Origin of the sequence: Listeria sp. ILCC797 (genome assembly GCF_900186185.1) — a bacterium.
Classification (GTDB): domain Bacteria; phylum Bacillota; class Bacilli; order Lactobacillales; family Listeriaceae; genus Listeria; species Listeria goaensis.
In genome coordinates, this window is sequence record NZ_FYBS01000005.1 from 19,236 (window position 1) to 43,198 (window position 23,963).

35 protein-coding genes and 1 tRNA gene are annotated in these 23,963 nt (G+C 36.6%); 29 read left to right on the top strand and 7 right to left on the bottom strand.

Features of this window, described 5'->3' with window-relative positions:
- The first annotated feature begins 476 nt into the window (after positions 1 to 476).
- Positions 477 to 1,958, top strand: coding sequence for an immunoglobulin-like domain-containing protein (locus tag BN1609_RS06290; protein ID WP_088840655.1), 1,482 nt, complete (start codon positions 477 to 479; stop codon positions 1,956 to 1,958).
- 164 nt (positions 1,959 to 2,122) lie between these two features.
- On the opposite strand, the gene BN1609_RS06295 is transcribed toward BN1609_RS06290, so the two are convergent.
- The gene (locus BN1609_RS06295) at positions 2,123 to 2,575 is read right to left on the bottom strand and encodes a YslB family protein (protein ID WP_088809863.1); all 453 of its coding nucleotides are present in this window, start codon (positions 2,573 to 2,575) and stop codon (positions 2,123 to 2,125) included.
- Between the two features lie 152 nt (positions 2,576 to 2,727).
- Here BN1609_RS06295 and racE point away from each other — a divergent pair, with 152 nt between their 5' ends.
- From racE to BN1609_RS06320, 5 genes are all read left to right on the top strand, one after another.
- Positions 2,728 to 3,531 (top strand): glutamate racemase, encoded by an 804-nt coding sequence (gene racE / locus BN1609_RS06300; protein WP_088809864.1) that lies wholly within the window; start codon positions 2,728 to 2,730, stop codon positions 3,529 to 3,531.
- A 17-nt stretch (positions 3,532 to 3,548) separates the two neighbouring features.
- Positions 3,549 to 4,295 carry a ribonuclease PH gene (gene rph / locus BN1609_RS06305; RefSeq protein ID WP_088815889.1) on the top strand — a complete coding sequence of 249 codons (747 nt, stop codon included), beginning with the start codon at positions 3,549 to 3,551 and terminating at the stop codon, positions 4,293 to 4,295.
- 4 nt (positions 4,296 to 4,299) lie between these two features.
- Positions 4,300 to 4,911: an XTP/dITP diphosphatase gene (locus tag BN1609_RS06310; protein WP_088809866.1), complete on the top strand. Its 612-nt coding sequence runs from the start codon at positions 4,300 to 4,302 to the stop codon at positions 4,909 to 4,911.
- Positions 4,912 to 4,952: 41 nt separating this feature from the next.
- Entirely contained in the window at positions 4,953 to 5,474 is a 522-nt protein-coding gene (locus tag BN1609_RS06315; protein ID WP_088809867.1) for a metallophosphoesterase, read from the top strand.
- 105 nt (positions 5,475 to 5,579) lie between these two features.
- Positions 5,580 to 5,653: transfer RNA gene (locus BN1609_RS06320), tRNA-Arg, on the top strand.
- Between the two features lie 128 nt (positions 5,654 to 5,781).
- On the opposite strand, the gene BN1609_RS06325 is transcribed toward BN1609_RS06320, so the two are convergent.
- The 5 genes from BN1609_RS06325 to BN1609_RS06345 form a co-directional block, all read right to left on the bottom strand.
- The gene (locus BN1609_RS06325; protein WP_088840656.1) at positions 5,782 to 6,897 is read right to left on the bottom strand and encodes a site-specific integrase; all 1,116 of its coding nucleotides are present in this window, start codon (positions 6,895 to 6,897) and stop codon (positions 5,782 to 5,784) included.
- Between the two features lie 73 nt (positions 6,898 to 6,970).
- Positions 6,971 to 7,288 carry a hypothetical protein gene (locus BN1609_RS06330; RefSeq protein WP_088840657.1) on the bottom strand — a complete coding sequence of 106 codons (318 nt, stop codon included), beginning with the start codon at positions 7,286 to 7,288 and terminating at the stop codon, positions 6,971 to 6,973.
- A gap of 93 nt (positions 7,289 to 7,381) precedes the next feature.
- Positions 7,382 to 8,044, bottom strand: coding sequence for a hypothetical protein (locus BN1609_RS06335; RefSeq protein ID WP_088840658.1), 663 nt, complete (start codon positions 8,042 to 8,044; stop codon positions 7,382 to 7,384).
- 51 nt (positions 8,045 to 8,095) lie between these two features.
- A complete protein-coding gene (locus BN1609_RS06340) occupies positions 8,096 to 8,752 on the bottom strand; it encodes an ImmA/IrrE family metallo-endopeptidase (protein WP_088840659.1) in 657 nt (218 codons plus the stop codon).
- Positions 8,753 to 8,756: 4 nt separating this feature from the next.
- The gene (locus BN1609_RS06345) at positions 8,757 to 9,104 is read right to left on the bottom strand and encodes a helix-turn-helix domain-containing protein (RefSeq protein ID WP_088825687.1); all 348 of its coding nucleotides are present in this window, start codon (positions 9,102 to 9,104) and stop codon (positions 8,757 to 8,759) included.
- Positions 9,105 to 9,374: 270 nt separating this feature from the next.
- Between BN1609_RS06345 and BN1609_RS06350 the strand changes: the two genes are divergently transcribed.
- Positions 9,375 to 9,584 (top strand): hypothetical protein, encoded by a 210-nt coding sequence (locus tag BN1609_RS06350; RefSeq protein ID WP_088840660.1) that lies wholly within the window; start codon positions 9,375 to 9,377, stop codon positions 9,582 to 9,584.
- A 23-nt stretch (positions 9,585 to 9,607) separates the two neighbouring features.
- On the opposite strand, the gene BN1609_RS06355 is transcribed toward BN1609_RS06350, so the two are convergent.
- The gene (locus tag BN1609_RS06355) at positions 9,608 to 9,991 is read right to left on the bottom strand and encodes a hypothetical protein (protein WP_088840661.1); all 384 of its coding nucleotides are present in this window, start codon (positions 9,989 to 9,991) and stop codon (positions 9,608 to 9,610) included.
- A gap of 55 nt (positions 9,992 to 10,046) precedes the next feature.
- On the opposite strand from BN1609_RS06355, the gene BN1609_RS06360 reads away from it, so the two are divergent.
- From BN1609_RS06360 to BN1609_RS06470, 22 genes are all read left to right on the top strand, one after another.
- The gene (locus BN1609_RS06360) at positions 10,047 to 10,793 is read left to right on the top strand and encodes a Rha family transcriptional regulator (protein ID WP_088840662.1); all 747 of its coding nucleotides are present in this window, start codon (positions 10,047 to 10,049) and stop codon (positions 10,791 to 10,793) included.
- A gap of 18 nt (positions 10,794 to 10,811) precedes the next feature.
- Positions 10,812 to 11,003: a hypothetical protein gene (locus BN1609_RS06365; RefSeq protein ID WP_088825685.1), complete on the top strand. Its 192-nt coding sequence runs from the start codon at positions 10,812 to 10,814 to the stop codon at positions 11,001 to 11,003.
- A gap of 11 nt (positions 11,004 to 11,014) precedes the next feature.
- Complete coding sequence (locus BN1609_RS06370; protein ID WP_088840663.1) at positions 11,015 to 11,257, top strand: hypothetical protein; 243 nt, start codon at positions 11,015 to 11,017, stop codon at positions 11,255 to 11,257.
- Between the two features lie 2 nt (positions 11,258 to 11,259).
- Positions 11,260 to 11,445, top strand: coding sequence for a hypothetical protein (locus tag BN1609_RS06375; protein ID WP_088825683.1), 186 nt, complete (start codon positions 11,260 to 11,262; stop codon positions 11,443 to 11,445).
- 77 nt (positions 11,446 to 11,522) lie between these two features.
- Positions 11,523 to 11,972 (top strand): DNA N-6-adenine-methyltransferase, encoded by a 450-nt coding sequence (locus BN1609_RS06380; RefSeq protein ID WP_088840664.1) that lies wholly within the window; start codon positions 11,523 to 11,525, stop codon positions 11,970 to 11,972.
- Positions 11,969 to 12,745, top strand: a complete 777-nt coding sequence (locus BN1609_RS06385; RefSeq protein WP_088840665.1) for a DUF1642 domain-containing protein — start codon at positions 11,969 to 11,971, stop codon at positions 12,743 to 12,745. Before BN1609_RS06380 ends, BN1609_RS06385 begins: the two co-directional genes overlap by 4 nt.
- Positions 12,745 to 12,945, top strand: a complete 201-nt coding sequence (locus BN1609_RS06390) for a hypothetical protein (RefSeq protein ID WP_088825681.1) — start codon at positions 12,745 to 12,747, stop codon at positions 12,943 to 12,945. The genes BN1609_RS06385 and BN1609_RS06390 overlap by 1 nt, the downstream gene beginning before the upstream one ends.
- Entirely contained in the window at positions 12,942 to 13,163 is a 222-nt protein-coding gene (locus BN1609_RS06395; RefSeq protein ID WP_088815467.1) for a hypothetical protein, read from the top strand. Before BN1609_RS06390 ends, BN1609_RS06395 begins: the two co-directional genes overlap by 4 nt.
- A gap of 24 nt (positions 13,164 to 13,187) precedes the next feature.
- Complete coding sequence (locus tag BN1609_RS06400; protein ID WP_088840666.1) at positions 13,188 to 13,418, top strand: hypothetical protein; 231 nt, start codon at positions 13,188 to 13,190, stop codon at positions 13,416 to 13,418.
- Complete coding sequence (locus BN1609_RS06405) at positions 13,415 to 13,693, top strand: hypothetical protein (RefSeq protein ID WP_088840667.1); 279 nt, start codon at positions 13,415 to 13,417, stop codon at positions 13,691 to 13,693. Before BN1609_RS06400 ends, BN1609_RS06405 begins: the two co-directional genes overlap by 4 nt.
- Positions 13,680 to 14,060 (top strand): YopX family protein, encoded by a 381-nt coding sequence (locus BN1609_RS06410; protein WP_088840668.1) that lies wholly within the window; start codon positions 13,680 to 13,682, stop codon positions 14,058 to 14,060. Before BN1609_RS06405 ends, BN1609_RS06410 begins: the two co-directional genes overlap by 14 nt.
- A 122-nt stretch (positions 14,061 to 14,182) precedes the next feature.
- Entirely contained in the window at positions 14,183 to 14,368 is a 186-nt protein-coding gene (locus tag BN1609_RS06415) for a hypothetical protein (protein ID WP_088840669.1), read from the top strand.
- Positions 14,361 to 14,756 carry a hypothetical protein gene (locus BN1609_RS06420; protein ID WP_088840670.1) on the top strand — a complete coding sequence of 132 codons (396 nt, stop codon included), beginning with the start codon at positions 14,361 to 14,363 and terminating at the stop codon, positions 14,754 to 14,756. The genes BN1609_RS06415 and BN1609_RS06420 overlap by 8 nt, the downstream gene beginning before the upstream one ends.
- On the top strand, positions 14,743 to 15,219 hold the full coding sequence (locus tag BN1609_RS06425) for a siphovirus Gp157 family protein (RefSeq protein ID WP_088825675.1): 477 nt from the start codon (positions 14,743 to 14,745) through the stop codon (positions 15,217 to 15,219). Before BN1609_RS06420 ends, BN1609_RS06425 begins: the two co-directional genes overlap by 14 nt.
- A gap of 7 nt (positions 15,220 to 15,226) precedes the next feature.
- Positions 15,227 to 15,919: an AAA family ATPase gene (locus BN1609_RS06430; protein ID WP_088825674.1), complete on the top strand. Its 693-nt coding sequence runs from the start codon at positions 15,227 to 15,229 to the stop codon at positions 15,917 to 15,919.
- A complete protein-coding gene (locus BN1609_RS06435; RefSeq protein ID WP_255377334.1) occupies positions 15,897 to 17,225 on the top strand; it encodes a DEAD/DEAH box helicase in 1,329 nt (442 codons plus the stop codon). Before BN1609_RS06430 ends, BN1609_RS06435 begins: the two co-directional genes overlap by 23 nt.
- A gap of 22 nt (positions 17,226 to 17,247) precedes the next feature.
- Positions 17,248 to 17,733 (top strand): DUF669 domain-containing protein, encoded by a 486-nt coding sequence (locus BN1609_RS06440; protein WP_088825672.1) that lies wholly within the window; start codon positions 17,248 to 17,250, stop codon positions 17,731 to 17,733.
- A 19-nt stretch (positions 17,734 to 17,752) separates the two neighbouring features.
- Positions 17,753 to 20,023, top strand: a complete 2,271-nt coding sequence (locus BN1609_RS06445) for a phage/plasmid primase, P4 family (protein ID WP_088840672.1) — start codon at positions 17,753 to 17,755, stop codon at positions 20,021 to 20,023.
- A gap of 359 nt (positions 20,024 to 20,382) precedes the next feature.
- Positions 20,383 to 20,697 (top strand): VRR-NUC domain-containing protein, encoded by a 315-nt coding sequence (locus BN1609_RS06450; protein ID WP_088840673.1) that lies wholly within the window; start codon positions 20,383 to 20,385, stop codon positions 20,695 to 20,697.
- 6 nt (positions 20,698 to 20,703) lie between these two features.
- A complete protein-coding gene (locus BN1609_RS06455; protein ID WP_088840674.1) occupies positions 20,704 to 21,129 on the top strand; it encodes a DUF722 domain-containing protein in 426 nt (141 codons plus the stop codon).
- A gap of 715 nt (positions 21,130 to 21,844) precedes the next feature.
- Positions 21,845 to 22,207, top strand: coding sequence for a P27 family phage terminase small subunit (locus BN1609_RS06465; protein ID WP_088825666.1), 363 nt, complete (start codon positions 21,845 to 21,847; stop codon positions 22,205 to 22,207).
- A complete protein-coding gene (locus tag BN1609_RS06470; protein ID WP_088840676.1) occupies positions 22,204 to 23,955 on the top strand; it encodes a terminase large subunit in 1,752 nt (583 codons plus the stop codon). The genes BN1609_RS06465 and BN1609_RS06470 overlap by 4 nt, the downstream gene beginning before the upstream one ends.
- Positions 23,956 to 23,963: the final 8 nt, after the last annotated feature.

Consider the following 23,963-nt stretch of genomic DNA (forward strand, 5'->3'; position numbering starts at 1 on the left):
CCATTTTAAAAATGGGATTATGTCTGGTTTTATGCTTTTATTTTTTTGGTCCCATTTCACAATTAACAAAGTCTTCTTTTTCCGAAAAAGAAGCTAAAGGAAATTTTCTATTTTCCGCTGGCTTGATTACATAAATAATATACTTTTAAAAAAATAAACGTAACATTTTATACATAAAATATGTAAGGAAAACTATTTTAATATCCATTTCGTGTGTTTCTTTGATGGTATCATGATTATGTGTATTTTGATATTTCAAAACACATTCGTCATAATTCCCATCAAAGGAGGAGCATCCAAACGAAGTTTTAATTATTTAGAAAAGATAATCATAAATAACAAGCGAGGCTAAACGGTGTGCTAAAGCATATAAAATCAATAACGGTATACTGTGAAAAGTTTTTTTTAAGATATACATGTTTTTAGATTTAAAGGCAGCTGTTAAATGACTATCTTAAACAAGGGAGAAGATAAATATGAAGAACAAAAAAGCTAAGTTAAGAAAGTTAAGTGTTAGTATTATTGCAGCTACAGTGTTTGTTGCAACAGTTATGACTACTTTACCACACGATGTGTTAGCGACAGAAACTAATCAAGAGGTTGTAAACGTTGACACGGAAACAAATACGAATGCTGCAGGCACAATCATTGTCAACCAAGACTTTTATGTTGGTACAGATAGTCGTATTCAAGCAGAGGCTACAGGTGCTGTGACAAGGGTTTATTTAGAAGTAGATGGTCTTAGAAAAGCGACTATTCCCGTGGCTGGAAGCTTTGAATATTATGCGCGGCCTGAGATTACTGACGTAAACCAAGACGTGTATCTAGTTGGGCTTGATTCTTCTAATCAACAATTAGCACGCACGAAAGTCACGTTACGCAGCACAGATACTGTGACAGGAGGGGCTATTACAGTAAATCCTTATACAGTAGACCAAGATAGATACATAACAGGGACGTATACGGGCGATATAAAGTATGTTGCATTAGAAGTAAAGGGCATTGAACGAAGTAAAATGCCAGTTACAGGTGGTAGCTATGAATACTATGCCAGACTAACGGAGTCAGATGTAAATACAGATCAAGTGTACATCATTGCTTATGACGCGAAAAATGCCCAAATTGCAAGAGAGAAAGTTACATTACTTGGCACAGAAACAGGTAGTGACATAACGAGTACCCTTACAGTAAATCCTTATATGATAAACCAAGATAGATATGTAACAGGAACGTATACAGGTGATGTAAAGTATGTTGCATTAGAAGTAAAAGGAGTTAAACGAAGTAAAGTTCCAGTTACAGGCGGTAGCTATCAGTACTATGCCAGATTAACGGAGACAGATGCAAATACAGATCAAATGTATATGATTGGTTATGATTCAAGTGGTGCTGAAGTTTCGAAAACAAAAGTTGCATTAAACGATACAAATAGTTCAACAGGTAGCATTAGCGCATATGATTATACGGTAAACCAAGATAAATATGTATCTGGAACGTATACGGGTGATGTGCAATATGTTTCTTTAGAGGTAAACGGAGCTACGCTAAGTAAAGTTCCAGTTGCAACAGATGGGAAGTATCGATATTACGCACGACCAAATATTACGAATGGAACTACAGATAAAGTGTATGTCATTGGTTATGACTCAAAAGGTACTGTCATTGCGAGAGAGGAAGTAAAATTATACAATTCTGGGAGTACAACTTGCACCATTACAGCAAACGATTATACAATAGACCAAGATAAATATGTATCTGGAACATATACGGGCAATGTAAGGTATGTGGCGTTAAAAGTAAATGGAGTTACTTTAAGCAAAGTTCCAGTTACAGCAGGAAACTATTCATATTACGCTCGCCCGCAAATTACTTCGATGACAGATATCGTTTCCATCATTGCGTATGATAGTGCAAGTATTAAAGTTTCTGAATCGACTGTTGCTATTCTAGTAAGGTAGTTTAGAAAGTTGTAGAAATACGCAATATGAGTTTTAAAAAGTAAAATCGATAAAGAAATAGTTTGTGCAATAACTTTTATGATGGTTGTTGCAACATTTTCAAATTATACACATAAAAAAATCAGGTAGTCGTCAGCTTTTAAACATGACGTGCTACCTGATTTTTAATAGTTTTCCTCGTTATCGGTCGTTTCTTTCCGGTCCCATTTCACAATTAGGAGCGCCTCTTTTTTCCGCGCGTTGATTTCATCGTAAGCTTCTGCGTAGAAGCCTCGCTGACTTTGAATTTGTTCCGCTAAAAACCCTGCTTCTAGTTTAAAAGTAGGATTTCCTTCCGCTAAAAAGCGCTTTTCGACCTGCTCACCGCTTAAAGTAATCCGTAACTCGTCTTTTTTCTCTTTCGTAAGCGTAAGTTCGCCGAAAGAAGCCTTTTTAAAAAATGCGCTTATTTCATCAAGAGAAGCTAAAGGAAATTTTCTTGCTAAATCTTTTCCGGCCCAGTAGAGGATATGTGGTGTTTCCTCGCCTAGTAGTTCAGGAATAAGATGGTCTCGCAACAATTCAAGGCCGAAGCTTGGAATTTGCGACTGAACGTCTTCATGAATTTCTTCTGTCATTGTGAATACCCCACTTTCTTCTTCACTATTATAACTAAAAGTAGCCCCAATTGGAAAGAGAGAAGGATAATTTTTGTAAAATACTTGCTAAAAGTGGGAAAAAATAAGAAAATGGAAACGTATAGATTTAAAATAGAAATTGAGGCGAGACCGTGAAACGAGCAATAGGATTTATTGATTCGGGGGTTGGGGGCTTAACCGTAGTAAAAGAAGTGTTAAAGCAACTTCCTCATGAAAACATTTATTATTTAGGTGATACAGCACGTTGTCCGTATGGTCCGCGTGATACAGAAGAAGTATTAAAATTCACTTGGGAAATGACGAATTTTTTAGTGGAGCGAAAGATCAAAATGTTAGTGATTGCTTGTAATACGGCAACTGCTGCGGCGTTAAAAGATATTCGCATGAAATTAGATATACCTGTCATTGGTGTTATTCAGCCTGGTTCTAGGGCGGCGCTTAAAGCATCGCGCAACAATCATATTGGTGTACTCGGGACGGTTGGAACCGTTCAAAGCATGGCGTATCCAAACGCTTTGAAGGGACTGAATAATCAAGTCAAAGTGGATTCACTTGCATGTCCAAAATTTGTTTCGATTGTGGAATCGGGCGAATATAAAAGCGCTATCGCGAAAAAAATTGTTGCAGAGTCACTTTTGCCGCTAAAAAGCACAAAAATTGATTCGCTTATTTTGGGCTGCACGCATTATCCGCTTTTAAAGCCGCTTATTGAAAACGTGATGGGCGAAGGCGTTGCGGTCATTAATTCTGGTGAGGAAACGGCCAGCGAAGTGAGCGCACTGCTCGATTATCATGATTTGCTCGAACGAAGAGGCGGCGAAACCGATCACCGTTTTTATACAACAGGTTCGGTCAAAATTTTCCATAATATCGCAAACGACTGGCTAAAACTACCTCAAATGGATGTCGAACACATCACTCTTGGGGAAAAATAAGGAAATCAGGTGTAAAAATGAGATTTGATGGTAGAAATAATGAAGAATTGCGTGAGATTAAGATAGAAAAAGACTACATCATGCATCCGGAAGGTTCGGTTTTAATTTCAGCTGGAAATACGAAGGTCATTTGTAACGCGAGCATTGAAGAAAAAGTTCCGCCGTTTATGCGTGGTGAAGGAAAAGGTTGGATTTCAGCTGAATACGCCATGCTGCCACGGGCGACAGGTTCAAGAAACATTCGCGAATCATCCAAAGGAAAAGTGAGCGGACGGACGATGGAAATCCAACGCCTGATCGGCCGCGCATTACGTGCTGTTGTCAATTTGGACGCGCTAGGGGAGCGAACAATTTGGCTCGACTGCGATGTGATCCAAGCGGACGGAGGTACGCGTACGGCTTCTATTACTGGCGCTTTTATCGCGATGACGCTTGCGGTTTATCGGTTACATACGGAGAAATCATTTGACTCATTTCCGATTCAAGATTTTCTTGCCGCTACAAGTGTGGGCATTTTAGATGAAGAGGAAGCGGTTTTAGACTTAAATTATGTGGAGGATAGCGCTGCAAACGTTGATATGAACGTGATTATGACGGGTGCAGGGCGGTTTGTTGAGCTACAAGGAACTGGCGAGGAGGCGACTTTTTCTGACGAGGAACTAAGTGAACTTCTTCGCTTAGGGCGGAAAGGGATTGCGGAGCTTGTTGAGCTACAAAAAGAACAATTAGGTGCGGATATTACGGCGCTTATAAAAGGGGAGTAAAGAGATGCGAAAATTAGTAATTGCAACGGGAAATGTTGGAAAAGCACAGGAATTTCGTGGGATTTTAGAAAAATATGATGTGGAAATTTTAACGCTGAAAGATTTTCCAGAAATTGGTGAAATCGAAGAAACGGGTACGACTTTTGCGGAAAATGCTGCTTTAAAGGCGACGACGGTAGCGAAAATTTTAAATCAAACGGTGCTAGCTGATGATTCGGGGTTAATTGTAGATGCACTAGACGGCGCCCCGGGCGTCTATTCTGCGCGTTATGCTGGCGAGGCACATAATGATGCCAAGAATAATGAAAAGCTCTTACGCGAGCTCGGAGACACGCCAGATGAAAAGCGTACGGCAAGATTCCACTGCACACTAGCTCTTGCCACACCAGACGGCGAGGTTGATTATTATGAAGGTGATTGCCAAGGGAAAATTGCACAAGCGCTTTCTGGAAAAAACGGGTTTGGCTATGATCCATTGTTTTTCCTACCTGAACGCGGTGTGACGATGGCAAATTTAACGCCTGCTGAAAAGAACCAAATTAGCCATCGTGCGAATGCAATTAAAAATCTTGGTGCGAATATTGAAAAAGTACTAGAAAAAATTGATAAAAAGTGAGAAAATAGAAAGCAGTAGCACATGGGGAGGATATACATTTTATGAAATTAGTAGTAGTTAGCGACAGTCATCATGAACATGACTGCCTGCTTCGTTTAAAGGAAAAATATGAAAACAAAGTGGATGCTATGATTCATTGTGGTGACTCTGAACTTGAAAAGGATGATCCTGCTATTCAAGGCTTTCAGACGGTACGTGGAAACTGCGATTTTGGCGCTGACTTTCCTAATGACCTCGTTATCGAGGTCGGCGAGTACCGTATTTTTGTGACGCACGGTCATTTATACAATATTAAAATGACGTTAATGAACTTACGCTACCGGGCGCGTGAGCTTGATGCTGACTTTGTCTTTTTTGGCCACTCACACGAGTTGGGCGCTGAACTCATTGACCAGACGCTCATTTTAAACCCTGGCAGTATTTCTTTGCCGCGAGGTCAAATTCGCGTGAAAACCTATGCTTTAATCGAAAGTGTTCCTGAAGGAATTTGCGTAAAATTCATGGACGAAGATGATCAGGAGCTGACGGAGCTGACGCAAGTTTTTCCGCTTTTGAAGGCTTGAAAAAGTTCTCTTTTTGCAAAAATATAAGCGAACTTGCATAAAACCATTGACAAACGAATGAAATCGAAATAAAATGGTACTTGGCTGTTGAAAAATTAGCCATTTGTCCTGATAGCTCAGCTGGATAGAGCAACGGCCTTCTAAGCCGTCGGTCGGGGGTTCGAATCCCTCTCAGGACGTTTTTAAAGGTTTTTACAAAACTTCTGAATCGTTGGAAATGCTTGTTGCATCAAGTGTTTTGACTGATTCGGAAGTTTTTTAGTTTCCTATCATTTCCTATCATTTCCTTTTATTTTTTACATTTTTTTTACATTTTAGGTAGTTTGATTGTACGTTTAAAATATTCTTGCGTTCTTTTTTCATTGATTGCTCGAATATGTGAACTAATGTGTGTATAGTATTTTAAAGTTGTATTAATATCAGCATGCCCTAAACGTTCTGATACATAGATAATATCCATTCCGCTTTCTAGGCACTGTACAGTGTGTGTATGGCGTAATTTATGCAAAGTAATGTCCTCGTTACTAATTTTATTAAAACACTTCTTAAGCACCTTATTGCACGACTGATTGTCCACTGGTACATTGTTACGGGAACAGAATAATAATAAATATTTATTTTGAATGTCATTTTTTTGCATGAATTTTTCATGCCATTTTTTATAGCTAGCTAAATATTCAACTGTAGAACTGTCGATAAATATTTTTCGTCTGTCTTTGCCCTTTGTAGAAACAAAAGTTTGAGTACCTTTATAGTCCCAAGCACTTTTTACATTGATAAATTTATTTTCTAAATCCACATCATACCATGTTAACCCCACTATTTCCCCAAACCGCATCCCCGTTTGTAGTGCTATAAAATTAACAGCTCTTGATATGGAAAAAAACTCAGTTAGTTCTTCTATAAGAGGGGAGACAAGAGACGTATCAATGAATTGTAGTTTTAAACTCGCGACATCTTTTCCGGCTAATACTACACCATGCGTGGGATTTGTACGCATATATCCCAGTTGGACTGCTTTATTAAACATAGCGCGTATTTTTTTATTTCTTGTTTCCACAGTGCTTTTCGCAAGACTCTCTCCCAGTGTATTAATGAATTTTTGATAATCAATAGGCGTTATTTTTTGTAATTTAATATTACCAAAATATTCCTTTATTTCACGAAAAGCATTTTCATAAGAATTTTGTGTAGATACCCCAATAGTATTTACCTTAAAGGTATCATAAAATAACTCGATGAACTCAAATAGTTTATAGTCATCGATAGGCATTTCGTTTCTGTTCGAAACCTCTAATAACTTAGCAACTGTCATACGTAATTTGGGTTTCGTTGCTTCTGTGACTCGTTTCGTTGTCCATTTTCCGTTTTTTTTGATCCCTATCGTTGTGGTATAGCCTTTAGAATTTTTTATGATTTTCATTTAGAACCTCCTTTATAGAATGTATGTTCGTTTTCAAGGTGCAACAAACTAAGGAAATAGTTTGTTAGGAGGGTTATTGATTTTGAATAGATTCTATTTGTTTTTTCAAGGCTAAAATGTTGTTGTAATCTTTTTTTGTAAATTGGATAGTTTTTGGATCCATATTAGCAATTCTAATAGTATCCTCTCCCGGTATAGAGAAACGAATTAGTCCGAAAGATAAGAATGACGGGGCTTTTAATTCAATAGAAGTGATATTTTTGATGTTAAAAGTTTTGTATTGCTGCCCGCTGTGTTGGGTGATATTAAGTTTACCAATACGTTCAATATTTATGTTATCTCGCGAAATTTCGATAACAACATGTGTAGGTTTTTTTATTTCAAGCTTCATTTTCATTCTCCTCTTATGTTATGTATTTATATAATCACATTAGTGTTTATATGTTGAAATTTACTCACTCTAATCATGTGTAAATAGGTTACATTACTGTACTATAGTTGCATTGTATACCTTCCAATTATAATTAAGCTTTTTGTCACCTCTTGATTCCAGACTCCCGGATACAGTAATTTTATCCCCGACGTGAAGTTCATTCGCCTTATCGTAATCGTTTAATTCAGCAACAAGTACATTGTACGCCTCGCTTTTCTTCTTACCTTCTTCACTATTAACAGAATCCCGAGTTTGCCCCGAATAATCCCCAATGTATAAGTATAAGGTTGTATTCTCACTTTCCATTAAAGTCCCTGTTGCAGTTGTAGATGTTTTATTTATTTTATCCCAAGCTTCTGTCCTGTAGCCATTCGAATTAGGTATTTCATTGTAACTGGTGATAAACGCTTCAAAATCATTCTCTGTTAAATATTTTTTAAGCTTACTTATATCATAGGGAACCTCTGTTGTCGTCATACCAGCCTTTTTATTTATGTTTTTTTTAGCTTTGTCTTTGTTACTTGTAGTTTCTTTTGCTGTTATTTCTTTTGTAGTCTCCTTTTCCCATGTTGTTAACGATCCAAAGAAAGTCACAATACCTACGATTAAAATAATTAACGGAATCTTTTTCGTTGTCTTCCTTATTGCTGAAACTATTAACCAAATGATTCCCGTCACAAACGCTATAAATCCTAATAATCCTAAAAACTCCATGTCTGTATGCTCCTCTTATGTTTTATTTATATAAACACAGATGTGGTTATATCATTGAAATTCATTCAATAACTTTTTATTCCTTGCATGTATTGAAAAATCTACCTTAAGCACCTCGTTATATAAGTAAGACAATTTTTGTCTATCACGTTTACTTAATTCGAAAAAATTTTCTACAATCTGCAAAATTTTATTTTTATAATAATTGAAGTGATTTTGTATGTAATGATAGATTCGCCACTTTAAAGATTCAAAACTCATTTTCAAGAGAAGTGCAATATCAAAGAAACTAACACCTTCTTGGAAATAATACTCCAATACCTTTTCAGGACAAATTAGATAAGAAGCAAAAGTATTAGCGTTTCTTTCTATCTGCAGATTATTTGTCTTTTGCTCTAATGATTGAATATCATCAGAAAAAGTTGAAATTTCATGATTTGGTAAATCTAAAAATAAATGCCCTATTTCATGCGCTGTGGAAAATGTTTTCCTCGATGGAAATTTGCTATTTACACCAATAGTAATACCCATTTCATCTTTCATGATAATACCTAATCTTTTTTCGTGCATATCTTTATAGATATAATCCACATTTTGTTGATAAAAAATATCCCTAAAACAATTCTCTACCATATAACCATGTAGTTTTGTATTCGTTTTCATCATATAGTTACTGGTTACAACGGCTGCAACTTCCTTGGCATCCATACATTCACTTCCCGTTCTTTTTATCCATATATCTCTTTCTGCGAAGTTCCATGAAGTCTTTTAAATCTTGTTCTAGCTCTTCTTTATCTTGTTCTGTTAACCCCTCTGTGTTCATGCGGAAAAACATTTTCGTATCTTGTAGATTGCCTGGTGTTGGGTCGTCTGTTCTGCATAGTAAGTAATCAGTTGATACGTTGAAGTAATTAGCAACCTTGGCTAAGTCTTCACCTTTAGCTTTCGATTTTTGCCATTTGTATATTGTGTTCTCTCCAAACCCTAGCTTTAAAGAGAGTTCCTTTATACTTATTTTTTGGTTGTCAGCTAATTTTTTTATTCGCTCAAAGGTAGTCATTTCAATAATTCTCCTTAATGCAAACAAATAAAAGTATCTATTTTTACATTTTTGTGTTGACATTATTGTAAAAACGGATTATTATTATCTTGTAAGCAAATTTGATAGAAAAACAGCATTAAAATTTCACCTGAAATACCGTCGCCAAACGTAATTATAGGTAGTTTTATGTGCTTATTTAACTATGTATATATAGTATCCGTTTTTACAATTTTTGTCAACACTTTCTATCAAATTTGCTTACACAATATAGGAAAGGAGATGAGGGAAATGGAAATGATGAAGCTACACACAAAAATAAACGAGGCTTCGTTCGAAGTAGAAAAGACGATTGAGATTCTTGTTAAAGAAGTTTTATCTGATTCTAAAGATAAAAAAGATGCCATCAAAAATTTGAAAAGTTTGAGATGGAAGGTCTATCAGGAAACAGCATGGATAATTATTGATAAGGCTATAGAGAGAATTGGCCAAAATTCCTAAATTGGAATTCTGACCAACTTTACTTATTTTTTTAATTGGAGACTCAACATTTCATCAACTAAGGTAGACTGCTCAATATAGCTTGTATATCTAGAGCTTAGCCATGATAAATTATGGTCATCATTTTCTGCAACTTGAAATAATTCGTGATACATGTTTTCCCAAAAATGTAATAAAGAACTAAATTCGTAGTGATGTAATTCAACCTCAAAATCCAAAAGCTGAGAGATCGAACGATGTAAATTTTCAATTTCTGCCATTTTTAATTGTAAAAGAATAACGTTCCTAGTACCTTCAACTGATATTCTTTCGTACAAATTAACAGTTTTAGAGTGTAATTCTGCGAAATAACTCTTTAAACAACCGAGTTTGTGTCTTTCTAATTCAGAAAATCCAGAAGTATTCATTATGTAATTTCACCTCCATTCACTGAAAATTATACCATAGAAAGGAAGTAAAAAAATGAGCGAATTAGTTATTATGAAAAACCAAGAAGCCGTTACAAGTAGTTTGATTGTGGCAGAAGGATTTGAGAAGCGCCATGATAACATACTACGGGATATTCAGGCATTGAGAGAAGATGTCCTCAATTTTGAGGAGATGTTTTTTGAAACAGCCGAACCTGATACGTATGGGAGAGAACGGAAAGTAATTTACATGAACCGTGACGGATTCACTTTACTTGCGATGGGGTTCACAGGCAAGAAAGCTCTTCAATTTAAACTTAAATATATCGAAGCTTTTAACCAAATGGAACAACATATCAAGCAAAATAATTTCCAAATTCCGCAAACACGTGCAGAAGCTTTGCGACTAGCGGCAGATTTAGAAGAGGAAAATCAACTTTTGAAACTTAAAAACACGAAGATGCAACCTAAAGCGCTTTTTGCAGATGCAGTAAAAGGAAGCCATACCTCTATTTTAGTAGGAGAGCTAGCTAAGCTGATTAATCAAAATGGTGTAGAAATTGGGCAAAATCGTTTGTTTAAATGGTTGAGAAAAAATGGTTACTTGATTGCTAAAAAAAGCGAGAGTTACAACATGCCAACTCAAAAGTCAATGGATCTCGATATTATGGAAATCAAAGAACGTTCTATTGTAAACGGAGATGGAAGTACGCGTATTACGAGAACACCTAAAGTTACAGGTAAAGGTCAAATATATTTTATTAATAAGTTTATTTCAGAATCACAACTCGTATTAGTTTAAAGGAAAGGACTGAAAACAGTGAGCAACATCGAAAACGGACGAAATCTTATTAAAGATTTCATGAAAGAAAATCAAGTATCTGTTCACGATTTAGCAAGTGCTTATGGCAAGAGCCGAGTGTGGGTACAACAGTCGCTAGACGGATACAATACCGGAAAAGCGGTCAATTTATTCATCTTGGAAGTCATTCGCGACTATAAAATCAGATAGGAGGGGGTAACATGGCAAGACCGAGAAAAACAAAACAACCATTCGAAATCCAAATATATGGCGTATGGAATATGGAAAAATTTTCAGCGGCTAGCCCGAGAAGTAAATCGTGGTGGTATAACAATATAAATCATTTTCCAGAAATCAAAGATTTTAGTAATTGGGAAGATAAAGAACCACATGAACCGTGGGCATTTGATGCGGTAAAAGCAAATGAATGGTTGCTTAAAAAATTTGTGTGCAAGGAGGTCTAACTGTGGATATTGTCAAAGTTATTCAATCGTTTTTCGAAATCGGATTAATATTGTTCATTTCCCACAGTGTGGCATATATGTTAGGTCATCGTTCATGCATGAAAAAAGCTCCTTCGCGGCAACGAAAGAGCATCAATAAAATTATTTCTGAACATAGTTTATCACGGCTTGGGGTGAAAGGCAAATGAATCAAGAAACAGAAAACCCTATGATTGTTGATGAATATTGGAATGATGGGTTTAGGCATTAAGAAAGAGGTGAGTGAATGAAAACCGAGTTGCATTTCAGTAGCAAAAACCATATCTGGGAAACGCCAAAAGCGCTATTTGACGATTTAAACCGAGAATTTCAATTCACGTTAGATGCCGCGGCTAATGCAAACAATCATAAATGCGATGTGTGGTATTCAGAAGAGAATGACGCTTTAAATCAAAAATGGCGCGGGTCGGTATTCTGTAATCCGCCGTATGGGAAACAGCTCTCGAAATTCATTGAAAAAGCTTATATTGAGAGCAAACAGGACTACAACAAGCAAGTTGTGTTACTCATTCCCGCTCGAACGGATACAAAAGCATGGCATGAGTATATCTTTCCTTTTGCGGCAGATATTCGATTTTTAAAAGGTCGTGTGAAATTTGAGTTAAAAGGAGAAGTGTTAAATTCTGCCCCTTTTCCAAGCGCAATCGTGATTTTTAAAAAGGAGGAAACAAAATGAAATTAATTGCAGTCGACACACAAGAAAAATATAATGCTTTAATGCGAGAGCTTGAGGCGCGAGGGTGTAAGTGGTACGGTAAGGAATTGCCGACTAAAGTTAATGTTTGGGGATATGCTAAAGAACATACTGTAATCTCTGTGGAGAACAATGTTTTAGGCAAAGACAAACGAGAATTCTATGAACATGTGTACTCAGATGTTCCAATCATCGACTATGAGATAAAAAAATTCAAAATCGGCGACAGGGTGAAACATAAAGAATTTGAATGGGAAGGGATTGTTAAATACGTATATGACAATGGTTCGTTCGGAATCAATGGTGCTCCTTTTTTCTATTATCCCGAAAGTTGCGAACTTGTCGAGTCGCTTGAAAAAGTGAGGATTCCACAATACGTAGCTAACTATATAGAATCATTAATCTCGCGTTTCAATGGTGACGTAGATTTGATGATACGTGATGCCGCAATATTAAAGTTGACAAATAAGCGTCCTTTAAACAATACAGAAAAAGAAGTGATTAAAAATGAAAATATTATTACGCTCATAAGTGCAATTCGTAACGGCTACGAAGTCGAGAAAGAGCCACTTTATTATGTGAAATTGCCGTTTGTGGAAAAACATCAAGCGTATTTGAATATGAGTTCGTCAAGTGGGATTTGGTTTAGTGACAAAATAAGTTATAGCGCCCGCACCAAATTTACCAAGTCAGAAATAAACGAAATCGATAAAAGATTCTGGCAGTTTGCGGTACCGGTGGAGGAGGACGACTAGTGAAAAACTGTAAATATTGCAAAGGGGAATTCAGTGACTTTCTAATGCATTCTTTTACTAGTGATGACAACCATTTAGATAATTATTTTGAATTAGACATCATCGCAGATGAACTAATACTACGCGGAGACGTCCGAGGTCGTACAAAAATAAACTACTGCCCAATTTGCGGGAGAAAATTAGAGGAGCGTGCGGAATGAAAGCCGAACTAAAAGAAGCGGCATATAAAATACACTATATACCATCTCATATTACACTAGAGTGCCCTTATTGCGAAGAAGAATTGGAATTTGAAGACGAAATTCAGTGGTCCAACTACAGATTGAGAACGGGCTGTGGAGGCTATTATGTAAATTGTACTGCGTGCAACAAAAAAATAGAATTGCGCGGTGCAAGCGCTGAAAACGTGACTGTATGAAATGTGAAATGGAGGAATTAGACAATGAAAATAGGCGATAGAGTACGAGTGATTAACCCAGACGATGGTTGGTGTGGCAGGAAAGGAATAATCACAAAGTTTTATGACGACTTTTATTTTGTTAAAATACTAAATTCATCAACAATAGCTTATGAAGCTCACGAGTTGAAAATTTTAGAAGGTAGTGATCTTGAATCTTGTCTCTTACTAGAGAAAATTATTAATGATCACAAGGAGAAGGAAGTGACGGAATGATAACATTGACTTGGGTTCAGATAGTAGGTGTATTGTCAATCTTGCTGATATACATGTCTTTCACATTTGTCTTAGTGAAGCGAGCATTAGCTTTAGCAGAGGAAAATGAGGGATTTAGGGGTCGTCTACGAGAATATAAGCTCAAAGAAGGGCATGAATTTATGCTAAAAATAACGGACGTTGACGATGAGACGTTGGGCAAACTAAAAAAAGAGTGGGCAAAAGGGCGCGTGATAATCGTAAAAGAGGAGGATCTAGAAAATGAGAGAGATTGAGTTTAGAGTTTGGCATGACGAATCTGGAACGTTACAAACAGTTAAAGAACTAACCTTTGACGACGGCGGTCATTTAGGTTACTTAGAAAGTCGAGACGAGCACGGGAAAGCGCACGGATTTTATCCTTGTATAGATAGCATCGAGTTGATGCAATTCACAGGCTTGCACGACAAAAACGGCAAGAAGATTTTTGAAGGGGATATTGTGCGCGTTGAACGTGAATTTGGTGGTAGTGAGAATGCCGAGGTTCATTATACCGAGTATATGGAGCTGTGTGCCGGAAGATGGATTTTACATCGTATAAGACATTCTGCAGAAGTTGTTGGGAATAAATGGCAAAATCCAGAATTGTTGGAGGCGGAATAGATGGGAGAAATAGCAGACATGCATTTAGACGGCACCCTGTGCGAGCATTGCGGTACATTGGTAGACGGTGAAGCGTCGGGTTACCCTCGTTGGTGTGAGGATTGTGAAGAGGGGGAAAACGAATGAATTCAAACCAACAAACCATTTTAAACCTAACAACTAATAAAGTTACTCGCGCAGGTAATGATTTTCGTAATGCCATTTTGAATAGCGAAAATGATTTACGTACTTTAGCAATGAAGGCGAATCAATTTTCAGATTATCTATGGGAGCAGTTAAATGAATTGGAGGCATTGCATCATGATTAAATGTGATGATCTAGTGGAAATTCAAGACCGGACTGGTGTAGAAGAATTTTGTATAGATGGCGAAACATATAAAGTTATAGCTAAAGTTGATGGGACATTAACGTTACAAGATATCAGCGGTTTTTCAAAGTTTAACATCCCAGAAATGCAAGTGAAAGTGAATAAAAAAGCTTTAAGTGGTTCAGATATATTACACATTATGCGACAAGCGGATACAATCCATTTTTATAAGCACGAATGTACGATAGATGAAGCTTATAACTTCTCAAAAAAAATAGGCAATCCTCAATTTGTAAAAAGTGGGAAGATTGCATGGTTTGATTCCAATAATGATAATGTGTCTATTACCGCCTTTTTGAAAGAAGGTGAAAACAATGAAACTGCATGAGTTGAGTGCTAAATATGAACAGTTGTACCAATTAACCGATTCAGTCGAAGAAGAAGTTTTTGAGGATACATTGCAAGCTATCAAAGAACCACTTCAGGAAAAAGCAATCAATATCGCAAAGTTAATTTTAACATGGGATGATGATATTTCCACATTGGACAATGAAATTAAACGCCTTCAAATGTTAAAAAAATCGATTCAATCAAGGCAAAACCGAACCAAAGAATATTTATTATTTTCTTTAAACAAAGCAGGTATTAAGAAGATAAATGATATCAAATATCCTCTAATGATTCGGAATAATACAAAAATTAATGTATATGATTTTAGCCAATTACCAGATAAATTTATACGGTATAAACCCGGTGAACCTGATAAAGTCGCTATTAAAAATGCGATTAAGGAAAAAGAAACCGTGCCAGGCGCTGAAATCATTGATACGCAAACTATTAAGATAGGGTGATGAGAATATGGAGTTTATACAATCAGAAGATATGAAACGAAGTGAGAATTGGAAAATGCTACTATATGCAAAACCAGGAGCAGGTAAGACCTCTACAGTTCAGTATGTAACTGGTAAAACACTACTATTGGATTGTGATGGTACATCAAGTGTATTAAGTGGCTTACCTAACATTACAATTGCTGTTTTAGATCCAAAAAACCCTGTTCAAAATATGGCTGATTTTTATGGATATGCAAAAGCACATAGTGAAGAATATCAAAATATTGTCATCGATAACTTAAGTCACTATCAAAAGTTATGGCTCATGTTCCATGGTCGTGACACAAAGTCAGGACAACCAGAATTACAACATTATGGGAAATTTGATACACATCTAATTGACTTGATTTCTAGTTTCAATAATATTTCAAATATAAACACGATATACACAGCGTGGGAAAATACACGACAAATTACCTTAGAAAATGGACAAATATATAATCAATTTTTACCGGATATTCGAGATAAAGTTGTGAATCATATAATGGGCATTATACCACTTGTAGGTCGACTGGTTCGGAATACAGAATCTGGAGCAAGAGGATATTTACTTGCTGAAAGTAATGGCACATTTGCAAAGAACCAGTTAGATAACCGTGAATTCGCTCTTCAAGAAGAAATTTTTAAAATTGGCGATGCAGATGCTCCAACTCCGTAATTATCAGCAAAAAATGGTGAGTAAAACTCGTGAAGCGCTTAAAAACGGTTATCGTTGTCCTTGTGTAGTGGCTCCTTGTGGGGCTGGTAAATCTGTCATTTTATCCGAAATTATACGCATGACAACGCATAACAAAAAACAAGTACTGTTTATTGTCCATCGAAAAGAACTAATCGATCAAATACGCCAGACACTTTTAAAAAATGATGTGGATATGAATTTTGTCACGCTAAGCATGGTTCAAACTATTGTGAGGCGTTTAGAAAAAACATTTGAACCTGATTTAATTGTCATTGATGAAAGCCATCACATACTAGCAAATAGCTACAAGAAGATTATCCAGCACTTTCATGCACCTGTAGTTGGATTTACTGCAACTCCTGTCCGTTTGAATGGTGGTGGGTTAGGAGATATTAACGATATTTTGATTGAAGAGGTAACAGCAAAATGGTTAATTGAACATCAATTTTTATCTCCATATAAATACTTTGCGCCGGAAGTCATGGAAACTTTCCAGCTACGTGTAAAGCATACGGGTGATTATGACCTTACCGAATTAGATAACCAGTTCACAGAGCGCAAAATATGGGGTGATGTGATTGCACACTATAAGAAATTAGCAGATGGCGAACAAGCGATACTCTATGCGAGTTCGATTTATCAAAGTAAGAAAATGGCAGCAAGTTTTCAAGAGGCAAATATACCATCTGAACATATTGATGGTAAAACACCTAAATTGGTAAGGGATGAAATTATTCAAAAGTTCCGTGATGGTGAAATCAAAGTATTGTGCAACCTCGATTTAATCGGTGAAGGATTCGATGTGCCTGACTGTTCAACAGTCATCATGCTCAGACCAACTCAATCACTCTCTCTTTACATTCAACAATCCATGCGTGGCATGCGATATAGACCAGATAAAACATCTATCATCATTGACCATGTGGGGAATGTGAACCGCTTTGGATTACCTGACATGGAGCGAACATGGAGTTTAGAACCAAAAAAAGGAAGCAACCAAACAAAAGCAGAAGCGCCAGTCAAAATATGCAAGGGATGTTTTATGACCGTTTTGCAATCAGAGAAGACATGCCCGCATTGTGGAGCTGTGTTTAAAGTTGAAGTAAAAGCGATTGAAATAGACGAATCGGCAGAATTGAAAGAAATCGACGAACAAACATTTAAATTGGATTTCAGAACACCAGAAGATTGTAAAAGTATGAAAGAACTATATGACTATGCTAAAACGCATAATTATAAGCGTGGGTGGGCATATCATCAAGGAAAAGCGCGAGGATTTATATAAAAAAATGAAAGAAGGAATCGAAATGTTCAAATTAGATACTAATAATATTTACGAAGGAAAAATTCAAGATGGTACGTATGAAATTGTGATTAATAATGGTAAAGAAGATGCAACACCAAGTGGAGCCGAGTATGTGGAACTTGATTTAATTGTACGGAATGATGTTGAGCAAAAATATCAAAATGCACATATTTTCCATAAAATTTGGATGTCAAAACAAACGAATCAATACAACCCAAAATCATTTAATACAATTGGAAAAGCGTTGCAACTTGAAAACGGCAAAGAATATAACAGCATCAATGAACTTTTACAAGATTTTTCAATGAAAACATGCCGTGTAACGGTAAAAAATGAACAATCTGAATACAATGGTAAAACGTATGAAAATACGAATGTAAAGGCTTGGCAACCAAGCAATGTACAAGGTGTTTTAAATCATCAATTTAAGAAGGACGAAAGTGGTAATAATCCAATCAATATCAAAGATGAAGACCTTCCATTTTAAACGATAGGAGTGCACAGAAATGTATGAACGGATACCTGATGAATTAAAACAGTTAAAACAATGGTGCGCTTATCAGCTTGTTTGGGATGAGAAACGACACAAGCATAAAAAAATCCCTAAAAATGCCAATACTGGTGGCAACGGGAACAGTGTAGACGAGGGAACTTGGGCGGATTTTGAAACCGCCCTTGCCTCTTTAGAAAAATACCAATTCGATGGGTTAGGCTTTTATTTTAAAGAACCTTACTTTGGTGTCGATATTGATGATATTGAAAATGAAATAGAAGATTATAGGCTAGGAAACACAGACAACATTGTAGCCGAATTTATTCAGACCCTTTCCAGCTATACAGAGTATTCTGTGAGTGGGACAGGTATCCATATCATTTCAAAAGGTGATTTTCCTAATGGTGGCAGAAGGAAAAACAATGTAGAGATGTATAATCATGGTCGGTTTTTTGTTATGACAGGTCAAGTCGTTGATAATTATGAAACTGTTAATGAGTCTACTCAAGCAATTCAATATTTACATTCTAAATATATCGGGACGAACGAATTGCAAACTGTTTCTCATGAACATGCAGGCGTAGATTTGCCTGCCAGTGAGATTATTCAAAAGGCATACAGTAGTCAACAAGGTGTACCTTTTAAAACGTTGTACGAGGGCTTCTGGGAAGGTTTATATACTTCTCAATCAGATGCAGATTTAGCGTTTGCAAATATGCTCGCTTTCTGGACGGGTGCCGATTATGTAAAAATGGACGAAATATTCCGCACAAGTGGTTTGATGCGTACAAAGTGGGATACAAAGCGCGGGGCATCCACATATGGAGAGAGAACACTCAATAAGGCTATTGCTGAATGCCAAAATGTCTATACGCCTAGTAATCCTATCACTGATTTTGAAATAAAAATCGCAAATACTGGTAAAACGCGTAAGTTATACTCGCAAGATGACACAGGGAATGCAGAACGGTTTCGTGATGAATTTCAGAATCTATTGAGATACTCCTACGTGAATAAAGGCTGGTATTATTACAACTCTAAACTATGGATGTTTGACAACACAGGGAGAGTAAAAGCACTTGCGGATACTGTCATTCAAAATATGAAGAAGGATTTCGCCTACATGGAAGGAGATTCTGACGAAGAAAAAGCCTTTATGAAACATTTGAAAGCGACAAGAAGTAATAAAGGAAAAACAAATATGATTAAAGAATCCGAACATTTATTGCCTGTTTTGCCAGAACAATTCGACACGAACCCGTATTATTTCAATTCACAAAATGGTTTCGTCAATTTACGAACAGGTCAATTGAAAGAACATGATCGTACACAGATGTTTACTAAAATCAGTCTAGTTGAATACACCGATAAAATCGACGCACCGCTGTGGGAACAGTTTTTAAAGGATATTTTTAATAACGATGAAGAGCTAATTCGATATATTCAAAAAGCAGTTGGCTATTCGCTCACAGGTAGTACGCAAGAACAAGTCATGTTTATTTTATATGGAAATGGTCGTAATGGTAAGAGCGTCTTTCTTGACATCATCAATGACATTTTCGGGACATACGCCACTAATATTCAGCCGCAGACGATTATGGTCAAACAACAAACCAGTAATGCAAATAGTGATATTGCACGCTTACAAAGTGCCCGATTTGTGACAACCACAGAGCCAAATGAGGGTGTGAGACTAGATGAAGGTCTCGTCAAACAATTAACTGGCGGTGACAAAGTGACCGCACGTCATCTTTATAAGAACGAATTTGAATTCACACCTGAATTTAAAATTTGGATGGCAACGAATCACAAACCAATTATTCGTGGTCGTGATGATGGGATATGGCGCAGATTGCATCTAATCCCATTTATTGTGAAAATACCTGATTATAAAGTAGATAAGCAATTGAAATATAAATTGCGGTCTGAACTAACTGGCATACTGAACTGGGCAGTAGAAGGGTGCTTGAAATGGCAAACAGAAGGTTTAGGATTGCCAAAAGCAGTCAAGCAGGCAAGTGCTGAATATAAGTCAGAAATGGACGTTATCACGGCTTTTATTGAGGATTGTTGTGAGGTTGGAGAGGATAAAAACATCAAAGCAAAGGTGCTTTATGAAACCTATCGGGATTGGGCGAAAAATAACGGACAATATGTCATGAGTAACACGAAGTTCGGGAAAGAAATCACTCTAAAATTTAGCAAGAAAAGAGCAAATACAGGATTTAAATATGAAGGTATCACATTAAATAGTGAATATTTTAATCTAAGCTTTAATTTTTAAGGTGGATAGTTACTCTCAACTATGCATACTCTACGAAACTTAGAGTATCAATCGATTTCGCTGATAAATAATAGCAGAGGTGCAGAGTTGACCTCAATTTTCTAAAACCTTTATATATTTTATTTCCTTATACTACTTTTACTATTTTACTACTAACTATGCACCAGAGATAAAAAAGTATTAATAAAGTAAGTAATATCAATGGGTTAAGAGGGTGCATACCTTGCAATCAACTATGCGCCAAGTATGCGCAACCCATCACCTTTTTAACCGTTTTTAAAATTTCGTATACAAAAAGGATGTATTTTCTTTAATGCGATAAAGCGTTTTCGTATATAATCGAAAAAGGAGTTGAAAAAATGACAGCAGAACGTGATATTCAAAATTCTATTCGTCTTGGATTAGCAAACCGTGGGCATTATGTATTCAGAGCCAACGTTGGAAAGGCTAAATTACCAAACGGTCGGATATTCGATACTGGACTACCGAAAGGATTCCCTGATTTATTCGGATTCCGCGGGACTGATGGGAAGATATTTTTTATTGAGGTGAAAAATGAAAAAGGACAACTTCGAAAAGAGCAACATCACTTTCAAGAAGTGATGCAGAATAAACCTGCCTTGTGCGGAGTAGCTCGAAGTGTTGAAGATGCAATACGAATTGTGGAGGAGTGATAATGAATGAGTAAACGACTTAGACCAGCGCAATATAAAAGTATTGAAGATGAGATACGGTATTATCATGATACAAAAAAAGAACTAGAACAGTTGCGTGTTAATGTTGTATTGGGTTCTACGTTTCAAGAATATTCTGATGAAAATATAGGAGGGGGTTCTGCAGGGCAGATAAATAACCCAACAGAACAACGGGCGTTGCTACTACAAATGGATAAACAAATCGAACGTAGGCAAAGAGTCATTTTTACGCTTGAATCAGTGTTAAATAAATTAAGTGATGAAGATAAGCAGTTAATCCATTTTCGTTATTGGGACAGAAGCAAACCAACATGGGTATGGATCGCCAGTAAATTAAATATGAGTGAAAGCACAGCGAAAAGAAAACGTCGCGATATTATTTATAAAATAGCTGAACGATTAGGTTATTAAAAATAATTGACCCGATTGTGACCCGTTTGACTATAAAAAACGTGATATTATGCTAGTATGAAGTAATTTTCATAAAGAACAGTCAATCACCCAACTACAACCTACTCATGATTGGCTGTTCTTTATATTATGTTGTACAGGTGTTACTCTGGTGGTGACATTTTGTATTGGACTCATGTTGGCGCATGGGTCTTTTTTCTAGTAAAAAACGTCAATACCTAACACCTCTCGAAGAAGTGTCCCACAAAAAATAATATAAATTAAGAAAGTCCTGTACTAACGCGGGGCTTTTTTATTATGCGAGGTACGAAACAATGACTAACCCTTTATACTTATCTCCGAAATGGGAACGCAAACGCGAACGTGTATTCAAACGATATAACTACTTATGTCAAGAGTCCAGGCGGTATGGTCGCACCGAACCAGCCGAAGTGGTTCATCATATCTATACAGTAGAAGAGTATCCAGAGTTAGCATTTGAAGACTGGAACTTATTACCTGTTACACATCGAGCACACAATTCAATGCACAAAAGAAATTCACATGAATTAACTGAAAAAGGTTTGTATTGGCAAGAAAAGTGTCGAAGGGAGTTTGAAAATTATTACAATCCCCCCTACCATGATTATTAAAATAAAGCCTTGGGGATACCGAGGGTGGGGACTTTTTCCAATAGCATAATTGTGAGAAAACTTTTTTGAAAGGAGGAGTTGCTATGGCAGATGAAAGCCTTGTAGCATTTGAATCGCAGACTATTAAAGAACGCGTGATTAACGACATGAAAGGTTTAGGCGTTTATAAAACGGAATACGATAATTTAATTACGATTTATTGCGATTTGTTAGCACAATATGATGATGCGCAACAAAAGTTTATAGAGTCTAATTATCAATATGAATCGCCAACCGCGGCAGGAGGGACAAAAAAATCTGCTATAGTAGCAACTCTTGAAAACTTGCGGAAAGATATTATCGCCTATTCTGACCGACTTTGCCTGAATCCACGAGCAATCGAAAACATTACCACCGAAAATAAAAAACAGTCCAGTTTGGCGGACATATTGAGTGAAATGCGATGAGCGTAAAAGATTTTCCTAATTACGAATGTGTCATGGATTATATTAACCATGTTTCAAGTGGTAAAAAGATTGCAGGAAAAGAAATCAAACAGGCAGCAAAACGGTTTAAAAAGGACTTAAAAAATAAAGAATATGAATTTGACCCTAAAGATGCAGAATTCGTTATCGGAATTATTGAAAGGACTTTCGTTCATGATCAAGGGGAAAAATTAGATGGAAATCCACTTCGAGGAACACCATTTTTATTAGAGCATTGGCAAAAATTTATCATCTATTCTCTATTAGGATTTTATATAAAAGGAACTATCATTAGACGCTTCAAAGAGGCGTTTATTTTTGTGCCACGAAAAAATGGGAAGACTCGTTTCGTCGCTGCACTATCATGGGCACTAGCTTTATTAGAAAGGAAGTCTGGTTCTAAAATTTATATCGTAGGGGCAGCATTAGAACAGTCTTTGCAAAGCTTTAATTTTATCAATTTCAACATACGTGAAATGGGTGAAGAAAGCTCTTTCCGAATTTTAGATAATAACCAAGAGCATAGTATTTCTGGTGACTTGGGGGATGGCTCTTTATACATCAAAGCTCTTGCGGCGAACCCTGACCGGCAGGACTCTCTCAACTGTAATGTGGGAATAGCAGATGAATTACATGCATATAAAACGCCGAAACAATACAACATCATTAAAGAAGCTATGAAGGCTTATACAAACAAGTTGATGATTGGAATTACTACGGCAGGCGATAATATGAGTTCGTTTTGCTATCAGCGCTTACAATACTGTAAAAAGATTTTAGACGAAACGGTAACAGATGAGTCATATTTCGTATTTATTGCAAAAGCTGACGAAAATGAAAAAGGCGAAGTGGATTATACAGACCCTGTTCAGCACGAAAAGGCAAATCCGAACTATAATGTTACGATTCGTCCGCAGGATATGATAAATGATAGTCTTCAAGCGCAAAATGACCCACAACAGCGTAAAGATTTTCTTTCAAAGTCGCTTAATATTTATACAAGTGCCATGAAAGCTTACTTCAATATCGATGAATTTAAGGCATCTGATAAGAAATACAATTGGTCACTTGAGGAGTTAGCTAAACTGCCTATTAAATGGTACGGTGGTGCCGATTTGGCAAAGCTTCATGACTTAACAGCGGCAGCGCTTTACGGTAAATATACGACAAAAGAAGACGTTGAGGTGGATATTGTGATTACTCATGCCTTTTTCCCAGTTGTCATGGCAACTCAAAAAGCAGACGAAGATAACATTCCGTTGTTTGGTTGGCAAGATGATGGGGTTCTGACGATGACAAATACACCAACGACTAATTTTGCAGTCATCGTGAATTGGTTTAAAGAAATGAAGGCAAAGGGATTTGATATTAAGCTTGTTGGTTTCGATAAAAAATTCGGTCGTGAGTTTTTCTATTTGATGAAAAAAAGTGGAATTAAAATTGTGGATCAACCGCAATATTTTTATAAAAAATCAGAAGGTTTCAGACGAATTGAAACAAAAGCAAAAGATGGTCATTTGTACTACTGTCATAACCAGTCATTTGAATACTGTGTGCAAAACGTCCGAGCCATTGAAAAAACAGATGACATGATTCAATACGAAAAAGCGGACGGTGATGGTGGAACACAGCGCATTGATTTATTTGATGCGGCTGTATTTGGGGCTGTTCAGATGCTTGAAGACATTCAAATGAGCGCAGTAGCAAGCAAATGGTTGAATTCAAACTGAGGGAGGTG

Coding starts and splice junctions, on each gene's coding strand:
- BN1609_RS06290 (WP_088840655.1), top strand. CDS start 477: ATGAAGAACAAAAAAGCTAAGTTAAGAAAGTTAAGTGTTAGTATTATT.
- BN1609_RS06295 (WP_088809863.1), bottom strand. CDS start 2,575: ATGACAGAAGAAATTCATGAAGACGTTCAGTCGCAAATTCCAAGCTTC.
- rph (WP_088815889.1), top strand. CDS start 3,549: ATGAGATTTGATGGTAGAAATAATGAAGAATTGCGTGAGATTAAGATA.
- BN1609_RS06310 (WP_088809866.1), top strand. CDS start 4,300: ATGCGAAAATTAGTAATTGCAACGGGAAATGTTGGAAAAGCACAGGAA.
- BN1609_RS06315 (WP_088809867.1), top strand. CDS start 4,953: ATGAAATTAGTAGTAGTTAGCGACAGTCATCATGAACATGACTGCCTG.
- BN1609_RS06325 (WP_088840656.1), bottom strand. CDS start 6,897: ATGAAAATCATAAAAAATTCTAAAGGCTATACCACAACGATAGGGATC.
- BN1609_RS06330 (WP_088840657.1), bottom strand. CDS start 7,288: ATGAAGCTTGAAATAAAAAAACCTACACATGTTGTTATCGAAATTTCG.
- BN1609_RS06335 (WP_088840658.1), bottom strand. CDS start 8,044: ATGGAGTTTTTAGGATTATTAGGATTTATAGCGTTTGTGACGGGAATC.
- BN1609_RS06340 (WP_088840659.1), bottom strand. CDS start 8,752: ATGGATGCCAAGGAAGTTGCAGCCGTTGTAACCAGTAACTATATGATG.
- BN1609_RS06345 (WP_088825687.1), bottom strand. CDS start 9,104: ATGACTACCTTTGAGCGAATAAAAAAATTAGCTGACAACCAAAAAATA.
- BN1609_RS06350 (WP_088840660.1), top strand. CDS start 9,375: ATGGAAATGATGAAGCTACACACAAAAATAAACGAGGCTTCGTTCGAA.
- BN1609_RS06355 (WP_088840661.1), bottom strand. CDS start 9,991: ATGAATACTTCTGGATTTTCTGAATTAGAAAGACACAAACTCGGTTGT.
- BN1609_RS06360 (WP_088840662.1), top strand. CDS start 10,047: ATGAGCGAATTAGTTATTATGAAAAACCAAGAAGCCGTTACAAGTAGT.
- BN1609_RS06370 (WP_088840663.1), top strand. CDS start 11,015: ATGGCAAGACCGAGAAAAACAAAACAACCATTCGAAATCCAAATATAT.
- BN1609_RS06380 (WP_088840664.1), top strand. CDS start 11,523: ATGAAAACCGAGTTGCATTTCAGTAGCAAAAACCATATCTGGGAAACG.
- BN1609_RS06385 (WP_088840665.1), top strand. CDS start 11,969: ATGAAATTAATTGCAGTCGACACACAAGAAAAATATAATGCTTTAATG.
- BN1609_RS06395 (WP_088815467.1), top strand. CDS start 12,942: ATGAAAGCCGAACTAAAAGAAGCGGCATATAAAATACACTATATACCA.
- BN1609_RS06400 (WP_088840666.1), top strand. CDS start 13,188: ATGAAAATAGGCGATAGAGTACGAGTGATTAACCCAGACGATGGTTGG.
- BN1609_RS06405 (WP_088840667.1), top strand. CDS start 13,415: ATGATAACATTGACTTGGGTTCAGATAGTAGGTGTATTGTCAATCTTG.
- BN1609_RS06410 (WP_088840668.1), top strand. CDS start 13,680: ATGAGAGAGATTGAGTTTAGAGTTTGGCATGACGAATCTGGAACGTTA.
- BN1609_RS06415 (WP_088840669.1), top strand. CDS start 14,183: ATGAATTCAAACCAACAAACCATTTTAAACCTAACAACTAATAAAGTT.
- BN1609_RS06420 (WP_088840670.1), top strand. CDS start 14,361: ATGATTAAATGTGATGATCTAGTGGAAATTCAAGACCGGACTGGTGTA.
- BN1609_RS06425 (WP_088825675.1), top strand. CDS start 14,743: ATGAAACTGCATGAGTTGAGTGCTAAATATGAACAGTTGTACCAATTA.
- BN1609_RS06430 (WP_088825674.1), top strand. CDS start 15,227: ATGGAGTTTATACAATCAGAAGATATGAAACGAAGTGAGAATTGGAAA.
- BN1609_RS06435 (WP_255377334.1), top strand. CDS start 15,897: ATGCAGATGCTCCAACTCCGTAATTATCAGCAAAAAATGGTGAGTAAA.
- BN1609_RS06440 (WP_088825672.1), top strand. CDS start 17,248: ATGTTCAAATTAGATACTAATAATATTTACGAAGGAAAAATTCAAGAT.
- BN1609_RS06445 (WP_088840672.1), top strand. CDS start 17,753: ATGTATGAACGGATACCTGATGAATTAAAACAGTTAAAACAATGGTGC.
- BN1609_RS06450 (WP_088840673.1), top strand. CDS start 20,383: ATGACAGCAGAACGTGATATTCAAAATTCTATTCGTCTTGGATTAGCA.
- BN1609_RS06455 (WP_088840674.1), top strand. CDS start 20,704: ATGAGTAAACGACTTAGACCAGCGCAATATAAAAGTATTGAAGATGAG.
- BN1609_RS06465 (WP_088825666.1), top strand. CDS start 21,845: ATGGCAGATGAAAGCCTTGTAGCATTTGAATCGCAGACTATTAAAGAA.
- BN1609_RS06470 (WP_088840676.1), top strand. CDS start 22,204: ATGAGCGTAAAAGATTTTCCTAATTACGAATGTGTCATGGATTATATT.